This window comes from Caulobacter sp. D5 (assembly GCF_003185805.1).
Classification (GTDB): domain Bacteria; phylum Pseudomonadota; class Alphaproteobacteria; order Caulobacterales; family Caulobacteraceae; genus Caulobacter.
Window position 1 is genome coordinate 1 of sequence record NZ_QHJY01000179.1, and the last position, 10,300, is coordinate 10,300.

General features: G+C 68.8%; 9 protein-coding genes. 5 read left to right on the forward strand and 4 right to left on the reverse strand.

What is annotated here, in order from left to right; all coding sequences use genetic code 11:
• From DMC18_RS12945 to DMC18_RS12955, 3 genes are all read right to left on the reverse strand, one after another.
• A partial coding sequence (locus DMC18_RS12945) for an outer membrane protein (protein WP_146218064.1) occupies nt 1-695 on the reverse strand: 695 nt, incomplete at its 3' end.
• 341 nt (nt 696-1,036) lie between these two features.
• Complete coding sequence (locus DMC18_RS12950) at nt 1,037-2,815, reverse strand: cation:proton antiporter (protein WP_110122181.1); 1,779 nt, start codon at nt 2,813-2,815, stop codon at nt 1,037-1,039.
• 24 nt (nt 2,816-2,839) lie between these two features.
• A complete protein-coding gene (locus DMC18_RS12955) occupies nt 2,840-3,115 on the reverse strand; it encodes a helix-turn-helix domain-containing protein (protein WP_110122183.1) in 276 nt (91 codons plus the stop codon).
• A gap of 71 nt (nt 3,116-3,186) precedes the next feature.
• Between DMC18_RS12955 and ybaL the strand changes: the two genes are divergently transcribed.
• On the forward strand, nt 3,187-4,836 hold the full coding sequence (ybaL, locus tag DMC18_RS12960; RefSeq protein WP_110122180.1) for a YbaL family putative K(+) efflux transporter: 1,650 nt from the start codon (nt 3,187-3,189) through the stop codon (nt 4,834-4,836).
• 173 nt (nt 4,837-5,009) lie between these two features.
• On the opposite strand, the gene DMC18_RS12965 is transcribed toward ybaL, so the two are convergent.
• Nucleotides 5,010-5,792, reverse strand: a complete 783-nt coding sequence (locus DMC18_RS12965; RefSeq protein WP_110122179.1) for a TerC family protein — start codon at nt 5,790-5,792, stop codon at nt 5,010-5,012.
• Nucleotides 5,793-5,909: 117 nt separating this feature from the next.
• Here DMC18_RS12965 and DMC18_RS12970 point away from each other — a divergent pair, with 117 nt between their 5' ends.
• The 4 genes from DMC18_RS12970 to DMC18_RS12985 all read left to right on the forward strand — a co-directional run bounded on the left by DMC18_RS12970 (nt 5,910) and on the right by DMC18_RS12985 (nt 10,131).
• Complete coding sequence (locus DMC18_RS12970; RefSeq protein ID WP_110122178.1) at nt 5,910-7,010, forward strand: acyltransferase; 1,101 nt, start codon at nt 5,910-5,912, stop codon at nt 7,008-7,010.
• Nucleotides 7,011-7,077: 67 nt separating this feature from the next.
• The gene (locus DMC18_RS12975) at nt 7,078-7,764 is read left to right on the forward strand and encodes a CHAP domain-containing protein (protein WP_110122177.1); all 687 of its coding nucleotides are present in this window, start codon (nt 7,078-7,080) and stop codon (nt 7,762-7,764) included.
• Between the two features lie 86 nt (nt 7,765-7,850).
• Nucleotides 7,851-8,810 carry a magnesium transporter CorA family protein gene (locus DMC18_RS12980; RefSeq protein ID WP_110122176.1) on the forward strand — a complete coding sequence of 320 codons (960 nt, stop codon included), beginning with the start codon at nt 7,851-7,853 and terminating at the stop codon, nt 8,808-8,810.
• Nucleotides 8,811-8,889: 79 nt separating this feature from the next.
• On the forward strand, nt 8,890-10,131 hold the full coding sequence (locus DMC18_RS12985; protein ID WP_110132991.1) for a pentapeptide repeat-containing protein: 1,242 nt from the start codon (nt 8,890-8,892) through the stop codon (nt 10,129-10,131).
• The last annotated feature ends 169 nt before the right edge of the window (nt 10,132-10,300 follow it).

The following is a 10,300-nucleotide window of genomic DNA, read 5'->3' on the forward strand; positions in this document are numbered from 1 at the left end:
TCGGCCGGGTCGGACTTGTCGACCCCGAATTCGTAGAAGTTGTTGTAGCTGGTGACGTCGAGCTTCAGCTTGTCGGTCGCCTTCCACGACATGCCGGCGATGCCTTGCCAGGCGATCGCGATGTCGTCGTCGTCGACGGTCAGGTTCTGGATCGACGGGTTGGCGGTCGTGTAAGCGCCCGGGACGCCGCTGAACTGGCCCAGGGCCTGAACGTCGAGGCGGTTCACGCCGAGACCGGCGCCCAGGAACGGGTTGAACTTGGCGTCCGGCGCGAAGTCGTACAGGACGTTGAACATCAGCGACCAGGACTCGATCGAGCCTTCCGGCGAGCCGCACTTCGGCGCCGCGGTCGTGCGCGTCACGCCCGGGGTGCAGAGGCCGATCGGCTGCTGACGAACGGGGTTGCCGCGGACGCTTTCCAGATCGCCCGGACGGTAGCCGCCTTCGAGTTCAGCGCGCCAGTTCGGGGTGAACTGGTAGCCCAGACGCACGAAGCCGGTCCAATCGGACTCGCTCTTCCAGGTCCAGTGATAGTGAGCGCCGTCCGGAGCGTTGCCGTCCGACTCGGAGTTGGTGGGGCTCGGCCAGTGGTAGCCGAGGTCGACCGCGCCGTACCAGCCGGTCTCTTGGGCCGAAGCGCCCGACGCGGCGAACACCGCGGCCAGGGCGGCTCCCGCCAGGAGTTTGAGTTTCATATCAAGAGCCCTCTATTGCCCTGCACGGCCAAACGGCCGAGCATCGTTATACCAAGGCGCACGTTCCGCGAAAGTGTCGGCTCGGCAACACCGTCCAAAGTTTCACCGAGGCGGAAAGCCCCCCGCGACACCTCACGGTCGCCCTGTGAAACCCGTTCGCCGAATCTGGCGACCGGGGCTTCCCGAAGGCGCCCGCTCCCCTCTCGGTTCGCACGCAAAGCGCGTCCGCGCAAGGCCTTCCGTAGCGTCGCGCAGGTTCTAACGGCGGAAAAATGGCCGTAATGGCCAAGTTTTCCACATGGTGTCCGGCTACCTGCGACCTTGATGGGCTCGGGCGAGCCTCAACCGGCGTCGCGAAGCCGCTTGCGCTTGCCGCCCAGGGCGTCCGGCCGGTTGAGCACCTTGCGGTATTCGTCACGGCGCTCGTGGATCGAGGCGATGACCAGCCCCATGGGCACGCCGATGTCGACCAGCACCGCTTCCGACAGCTGCAGCGAGGCCTCGATGGTCTCCGGAACGGCGTCGGTGGCCCCCAGTTCGTAGAGCCGCGCGGCGTGGCGGGCGTCGCGGGCCCGGGCGACGATGGTCAGGTCGGGACGATGCCCCCGGGCGGCGGCGACCACCGCCTCGGCGGCCTCGGGCGCGTCCATGGTGACGACCACCGCCCGGGCGTGATCGAGGCCGCAGCGCTCGAGCAGCTCGATCCGGGCGGCGTCGCCGAAATAGACGCGATGGCCGGCGCGACGGCCCTGCTGCACCAGGCCAGGGTCGCGGTCGATGGCGATCCACGGCAGGTCGTGGCGGTCGAGCATGTCGCCGACCAGCCGCCCCACGCGTCCGAAGCCCACCACCAGCACCCGGCCCTTGGGCTCCTCGGTCGACAGGTCCACCCCCTCCGGCGTCTCGCTGGTCTCGGCCGGGGTCTTGCGCCCCAGCCGCGCGCCAACGCCGGTCAGGGCCGGGATCAGGAACATGGTCAGGGTGGCGGCCACCAGCACGGTCTGGCCGACCGAGGGGCTGACCACCTCGGCGTCCATGGCGTTGGCCAAAAGCACGAAGGCGAACTCGCCGCCGGCCGCCAGGGCCAGAGCGCTCTCGGCCGAAGCGCGGTTGGACAGGCCGAACAGCTTGCCCAGGCCAAACACCATGGCCGCCTTCACCACCACCAGGCCGACGGCCGTGCCCAGCACCAGGACCGGCGAGGCGACCAGCAGCGACAGGTCCAGGCGAATGCCCAGCGACACGAAGAACAGCGACAGCAGCAGGCCCTTGAAGGGCTCGATCTTGACCTCGACCTCGTGGCGATACTCGGTCTCGGCCAGCAGCACGCCGGCGACGAAGGCGCCGAGAGCCATCGACAGGCCCGACAGCGCGCTGACCAGGCCCGCCCCGATGATCACCAGCAGGCAGGCGGCCATGAACATCTCTTCGCTCTTGGCCTTGGCGACCGAGCGCATCATCGGCCGCAGAGCCAGGCGCCCGACCAGCACGATCGCGCCTAGACCCAAGGCCGCCGGCAGCAGGGCCAGCAGGCCGCGGGCGTCGAACTGCCCATGGCCGCGCCCCAGGATCGCCAGGGTGATCAGGATCGGGGCCACCGCCAGGTCCTGGAACAGCAGCACCGAGAAGGTCGCGCGACCGCCCTCGGCGTGCAGTCGCTTGCGCTCGGCCAGCACCGGCACGGCGATGGCGGTGGACGACAGGGTCAGGGCCGAACCGATGGCCAGGGCCGCCACCGGCGGCTGGCCCAGCAGCATGGCCACCGCCCCCAGGGCCAGCGAACAGCCGACCACCTGGGCCGCGCCCAGGCCGAAGACGTATTTGCGCAAGAGCCGCAGCCGCTCCCACGACAGCTCCAGCCCGATCATGAACAGCAGGAAGACGACGCCGAACTCGGCCAGCTGGCCGATCTCGTCGGGATTGTCGACGGTGACGTAGTCGAGCCAGGGGGCGACGCCGATCAGCCGGCCCAGGCCGAACGGCCCCAGGATCACGCCGGCCAGCAGGAAGCCGAGGATGGGGTTGATCTTCAGGCGCTTGAACAGCGGCGCGACGATCCCGGCCGTGGCCAGGAACAGGACCAGATCCTTGTAGTCCGCCGGTGAAACCTCGTGGTTCAAGCGCCCTGCCCTCCTTGGTCGATCCTAATCCGTCGCCGCCTTCAGCCGTACGCCCGGCCCCCACGCGCCCAACCCCGGCTCGCCGCCCTCGACCGCCGCGATCAGCACGGCGCCGCCCTCTTCGAGCGCGTCGATGAGAAGCCGCTCGGTGCTATGGTGCAAGGCGTGGCGCTCGGTCTCGAAGTCCTTGACCGTGCTGCGCGACACCCCCGCCTTGTCCGCGAGCTCGCCTTGCGACCAGTTGAGCAGGCCACGGGCGCCCCGGCATTGGGCCGGAAGGAGAATTTTTGCGTGAGGCATCTGGAAACTCGCGGGCTTGTCACCCATATTGGTTGAGTACGCCCGAAAAAGATGACCGTCAAGGAGGCTTCATGCACCACACCTCGCTGATCGCAACCATCGTCGCGGGGCTGGGCCTGGCCTTCGTCTTCGGCGCGCTCGCCAACCGGTTGAAGCTTCCCGTGCTGGTCGGCTACCTGCTGGCCGGGGTCATCGTCGGCCCCTTCACCCCGGGCTATGTCGCCGACCAGGAACTGGCCCCGCAGCTGGCCGAGATCGGCGTCATCCTGCTGATGTTCGGGGTCGGCCTGCACTTCTCGGTCAAGGACCTGATGGCGGTGCGCAAGATCGCCATCCCCGGCGCCGTGGTGCAGATCGCCGCCGCCACCGTCATGGGCGTGGGCCTGGCCGTGGCGCTCGGCTGGGGCTGGGGCGCGGGCGTGGTGTTCGGCCTGGCTTTGTCGGTCGCCTCGACCGTGGTGCTGCTGCGCGCCCTGCAGGAGCGTCGGCTGATCGAGACCGACCGGGGACGCATCGCCGTCGGCTGGCTGATCGTCGAGGACCTGGCCATGGTGCTGGCCCTGGTGCTGCTGCCGGCCCTGTCGGGCCTGATGGGCGGCACCCCGCCGGCCAACGCCTCGGGCGGCCTCTTGATGACCTTCGCCATCACCATCGGCAAGGTCGTCGCCTTCGTCGCCTTCATGCTGATCGTCGGCCGCCGGGTCATTCCCTGGATCCTGCACCGCATCGCCCACACCGGCTCGCGCGAGCTGTTCCGCCTGGCGGTGCTGGCCATCTGCCTGGGCGTGGCCTTCGGCTCAGCCGCCCTGTTCGGCGTGTCGTTCGCGCTCGGGGCCTTCTTCGCCGGCATGATCATGGCCGAGAGCGAGCTGTCGCATCAGGCCGCCAACGAGACCCTGCCGCTGCGCGACGCCTTCGCCGTGCTGTTCTTCGTCTCGATCGGCATGCTGTTCGACCCGATGGTGCTGCTGCGCGAGCCGCTGGCCGTGCTGGCCACCGTGCTGATCATCGTGGTGGGCAAGTCGCTGGTCGCCTACGCCCTGGTGCTGGCCTTCAAGCGTCCGCAGAGCGTGGCCCTGACCATCTCGGCGAGTCTCGCCCAGATCGGCGAGTTCTCGTTCATCCTGGCCGGCCTGGGCGTTTCGCTGAAGCTGCTGCCGGCCGACGGCCGCGACCTGATCCTGGCCGGCGCCATCCTGTCGATCCTGATCAACCCGCTGCTGTTCGCCTGGCTGGACAAGGCCATGGTCAAGGTCACCGCCAAGGAAGCGGTCGAGCCCGTCGCCGCCGCGGCCCAGCCGCACGCGGTGCTGGTCGGCTACGGCCGGGTCGGCAAGGCCGTCGCCGAAGGCCTGAAGAACCGCACGCCGCTGGTCGTCATCGAGGACGAGGGCGACCGCGCCATCGAACTGCGCGAGGCCGGGTTCGAAGTGGTCCAAGGCAACGCGGTTCGGCCTGAAGTGCTGATGCAGGCGGGCCTGGACAAGGCCACCCACGTCTTCGTCGCCGTGCCCAGCCCCTTCGAGGCCGCGCGGATCATCGAGCAGGCCCGCGCCGCCAACCCCGACGCCCGCATCGTCGCCCGCGCCTACACCGACGCCGACGTCGACCTGCTGACCCAGATGGGCGCCACCGACGCCCTGATCGGCGAGCAGGAGATCGCACGCGGGATGCTCCAGCGGGCCCCGCGGCGGGCCCCGCCGCCGGCGACGGCGCATTAAATCCCTCTCCCCTTGCGGGAGAGGGTGGCCCCACGACGTGGGGTCGGGTGAGGGGTCGCACCTACAGAAACGCCGCGACAGCTGTTCAGCCGTCGCGGCGTCTTGCGTTTGAGAGACCCCTCATCCGTCGGCTCGCGCCGACACCTTCTCCCGCAAGGGGAGAAGGATCGGGATCACTTCTTCTTCGCCGCAGACCTGCGCGAGAGCATGTTCAGGCCCTCGACGCCGGCCGAGAAGGCCATGGCGGTGTAGATGTAGCCCTTGGGCACGTGCACCCCGAAGCCCTCGGCGATCAGCACGGTGCCGATCATCAAGAGGAAGCCCAGGGCCAGCATCACCACGGTCGGGTTGTTGTTGATGAAGTTGCCCAGCGGGTCGGCGGCCAGCAGCATCACGGTCACGGCCGCGATCACCGCGATGACCATGATCGCCAGGTGCTCGGTCATGCCGACGGCGGTCAGGATCGAGTCGATCGAGAACACCAGGTCCAGCAGGATGATCTGGAAGATCGCCGCGCCGACGTTGGAGATCGCAGCCCCGGTCTTGTCGAGCACGTCGTGGCTTTGCTCCTTGGGATCGACCGTGTGGTGGATCTCCTTGGTGGCCTTCCAGATCAGGAACAGGCCGCCGGCGATCAGGATCAGGTCGCGCCAGGAGAAGGCGGTCTCGAAGGCCGGCTCGCCGTGGCTGCCGACGGGGCCGACGATGCCGAGGTCGAAGACCGGGGCGGTCAGGCCGACGATGAAGGCGATGGTCGACAGCAGGACGAGGCGCATGATCAGCGCCAGCGAGATGCCGATGCGGCGCACGCGCTGGCGATGCTCGGGCGGCAGCTTGTTCGACAGGATGGAAATGAAGACCAGGTTGTCGATGCCGAGCACGACTTCCATGACCACCAGGGTGACGAGGGCCGCCCAGGCGGCCGGGTCTGCGGCGAGGTGAAGGAGTTCGTTCATGGGTCCTGGCTAGGCTGTGGACAGATTGATCACGCCCCAGCCCGCCGCGAGCCCCGCCGCGGCCGCCAAAACGGCGGTCGGCGAATTGCGGCGAAACTGGGACTTGGAAATGCAGATATGACCGACGCCGCCCATATCAAGCCCCTGACCGCGCTTCGTTTCTTCGCCGCCTTCTGGGTGGTGATGTATCACTACTGGCCAAACCTCGCCGTCACGGGCGCGGTTCCGGGCGTGGTGGCCAAGGGCTATCTGGGCGTCGAGGCCTTTTTCGTGCTGTCCGGCTTCATCCTCTGCCACGTCTATCTGACGGCTTTCGGCGAGGGCCGGTTCGGCTATGGCGGCTTCCTGTGGAACCGGCTGGCGCGGGTCTATCCGCTGCACCTGTTCACGATGGCCGGCGTCGGGCTGATGGCCATCGCCGCCGGGATCGCCGGCATCGCCGTCGACAAGAACATGCTGGCCTGGGACGCGCTGCCGGCCAATCTGCTGATGGTCCAGGCCTGGGGCTTCGCGCCGGTGTCGGGCTGGAACCACCCCTCGTGGTCGATCTCGGCCGAGTGGTTCGCCTATCTCAGCTTCCCGGCCTTCGCCTTCGTGGCCTGGAAGCTGCGCGAGCGGCCGCTGGTGCTGCTGGGCGCGGCCCTGGCGGTGATCGCGGCGCTCTATCCGGCCTTCGAAAAGCTGGCCGGATTCCCGCTGACCGAGGCGACGATCCGCTGGGGCGCCCTGCGCATCGTGCCATGCTTCTTCTATGGCTGCGCGCTCTACACCCTGTGGAAGAACCAGACGCTCAGCCTGCGCGGAGCGGGAATCGGCGCCGGCGTGGCGGGGGTGCTTCTGCTCGCTACAGTGCAGCTCCAGGCGCCAGATGCGTTGATCGTGGCCATTTTGGGCGGTTTTATTCTATCGCTGGCGCGCCTGGCCAAGGCCGGTTCGAGCTTCGCCACTCAAAGCATCTTCGTGTATCTGGGCGAGATCAGCTACTCGACCTACATGATCTGCATTCCGTGGAAGATCCTGGCGGTCAACGGCGCGGCCAAGCTCTTGAATATCGAGGGCGACAAACTGCCGCTGCTGGTCTGGGTGTTAATCGTCGCAGCCTTGATTCCGCTGTCCGCGGCCTCGTACCACCTGGTGGAAAAGCCGGCCCGGGACTTGATGAAGTCTTTGGCCAAGCGGCGCAGTGGCGCCGCCACAACCGTCACTGTGGCTCAATAAACACTCTTTTCATATTTTTCCCCCAGGGTTATCGACTTACCCAGTGACGCGGGGGAGTACCCACAGCATGACGAAACGGAAGAGAGCCCTCTGGGGTTCCCTGGCCGCTGCGGCCATGGTCGCCCTCGCGCCGATGTCGAGCGCGGTGGCCGACGGGTACTGGCAGTGCGTCCCCTTCGCCCGTCTGATGTCGGGCATCCAGATCTTCGGCGACGCCCGCACCTGGTGGGGCCAGGCGGTCGGCAAGTACGACACCGGCTTCACGCCGAAGGCCGGCGCCGTCCTCTGCTTCAAGCCCACCGCCCGCATGAACCTCGGCCACGTGGCCTTCGTTTCGCAGGTTCTGACCGACCGGGTGATCCAGGTCACCCACGCCAACTGGTCCGTCATGAACGGCGCCCGCGGCCAGGTCGAACAGGACGTCACCGTCGTCGACGTGTCGGCCGCCGGCGACTGGAGCCAGGTCAAGGTCTGGTACGACCCGATCCGCGATCTGGGCACCACGGTCTATCCGACCCACGGCTTCATCTACCAGAACCAGCAGGCGGTCACGATCGCCGCCGCCACCAGCAAGCTGGCCCTCGCCCAGAACGCCGCCGTGTCGCTGGCCAAGCAGGCCGCCAACCAGGTCGCCTCGTCGGTCCGCGCCAACCCGCTGGACATGATCAACCAGGCCGCCGACTCGACCGACCGCATCGCCGCCCTGATCGCCGCCGCCCAAGGCGACGACAAGCCCGCTCAGCAACAGCGCTGATCTCCGGCCCATCGCGTCGCGCGCTGGCGCGTTGACGCGCCCCTTCGCCTGGGCCACACCCGCAGGGTGAAGGTCCGGGTCGATCCATGCTGAGAGTTCTCCGACAAGGCGCCCCGGGCTTCGAGCCGGGCGGCCATACGCCCGACTGGCGCCTGCCGTCCGACGCCGTCTGGATCGAGCTGGTCGACCCCACCCGCGCCGAGGAAGTGGCCGTCGAGCAGTCGATCGGCCTGCTGCTGCCCACCCGCGAGGAGATGGCCGAGATCGAGGCCTCCTCGCGCCTCTACCAGGAGGACGGCGGCACCTTCATGACCGCCACCATCCTGGTCAACGCCGAGGGCGAGCTGCCCACGGCGGCCCCCGTGACCTTCGTGCTGACCGGCGACAAGCTGGTGACCATCCGCTACGTCGAGCCGCGCGCCTTCTCGGTCTTCACCGCCCAGGCCGAGCGCCAGCCCAGCCTGTGCCCCGGCGGCCCGCAGACCTTCCTTGGCCTGCTCGACGCCGTCATCGACCGCACCGCCGACATCCTCGAGCGCACGGCCAGCGAGGTCGAGACCCAGTCGCGGATGATCTTCGGCCGCCCGCGCGGCGCGGCCTTCGAGAAGATCCTCGAACGCCTGGGTCGGGCCCAGATCGTCAACGCCAAGGCCCGCGACAGCCTGGTGAGCCTGGCCCGCCTGCTCAGCTTCGCCAGCCTGGCCGAGCAGTTCGAGGGCGACCGCGAACTGCGCGACCACCTGAAATCGCTGCAGCGCGACGTGACCTCGATCACCGACCATTCCAGCTACCTGTCGGGCAACATCACCTTCCTGCTCGACGCGGCGCTCGGCTTCATCAACATCGAGCAGAACCAGATCTTCAAGATCTTCTCGGTGTTCTCGGCCGTCTTCCTGCCGCCCACCCTGATCGCGGGGATCTACGGCATGAACTTCGAGCACATGCCCGAACTGCGCTGGCTGGAGGGCTATCCGATCGCGCTGGGCCTGATGCTGGCGGCGGCGCTGATTCCCTTGATGTGGTTCCGCCGAAAAGGCTGGCTGTGATTTGTTGCACAGCTGAAAAACAAACCGTTCCTTAAATGGAGCAGCGTCATAAGTTGCGGGAACCCTTGATAAAAAGCCTATGTCGCCCCTTCCCGCCACAGCGCCGCAAAGCCTGATCCGCAGGCCCCAGGCCGCCGCCGTCAAGGCCGCGGTCGAGGCGCATGGCCGCTATCTGAAGGGCCTGCCCGCCGGCCGCCGCGCGTCCCTGGCCTATATCGACCTCTCGCACTTCGAACTCGACGGCGTCGACCTGTCCGAGGCCGACCTGACCGGCGCGCTGCTGGCCGGGGCCTCGCTGCGCGGCGCTGTGTTGGACCGGGCGGTGCTCTACGGCGCCGACCTGCGCGACGCCGACCTGCGCGGCGCCCGCCTGGTGCGGGTGGACATGCGCGGCGCCTATCTGCGCGGCGCCAACCTGTCGGGGGCCGACCTGTCGGGCTGCGACCTGCGCGAGGGTCTGACCGCCGTGCAGGACGGGGCCGAGGGCTTCCGCCTGCTGCGCCACGCCGAGGACCGCGCCGGTCTCGACTACGCCATGCTGAAGGGCGCCAGCCTGGCCGGCGCCCAGATGTCCGACGCCTTCGCCCGCGCCGCCGACCTCACCGACGCCGACCTGTCGGGAGCCACCCTGTCGGGCGCGCGGCTGAACAACGCCACCATGAACCGGGTCGACCTGACCGGGGCCGAGATCTTCGGCGCCGACATGTCGGGGGCCCTGCTCAAGCGGGCGGTGATGACCGGGGTCGACGTCTCGGGCGCCAATCTCGAGGACGCCGACATGGCCGGGGTGCTGCGCGCCCCGCCGCCGCTGATCTATGTCGACGACCAGCCCCTGCACGACCTGCTCGACGAGCACGAGCGCTTCTGCACCAGCGGCGGCGCCCAGGGCCGGGCGATCTCGATCCCGCAGGTCGACTTCCGTCCGCTGCGTCGCCTGAAGGGCCGCAAGCTGAGCGGCCTGACGGCGCCCGGCGCGATCTTCTTCGGCATGGACCTGGAGGGCGTCGAGCTGCAGGGCGCCAACCTCGTCGGCGCCGACCTGCGCGGGACCAAGCTGAAGGGCGCCGACCTGCGCGGCGCGCGCCTGGCCGACGCCGACCTCGCCCGCGCCGACCTGACGGGCGCCAAGCTCGGCCCGCTGGTGATCAGCGAGGGCCGCGCCCTGCGCACCGACCTGACCCGCGCGACCTTGCGCGCCGCCAACCTCACCGGCGCCGGCGCCGCCCGCGCCCGCCTGATCGACGCCGACCTCGCCCGCGCCAACCTCGCCGGCTGCGACCTGCGCGGGGCCGAGCTGCCGGAGGGCTTTACCGCCAAATGATCCTTCTCCCCCTTGCGGGAGAAGGTGGCCGCCGAAGGCCGACGGATGAGGGGTCTCTCAGACACGAGACGCCTCGCCCGACCTGGCCGCCGCATGCAGCTTCGAGGTTTGAGAGACCCCTCACCCGACCCGCTTCGCGGGCCACCCTCTCCCGCAAGGGGAGAGGGAT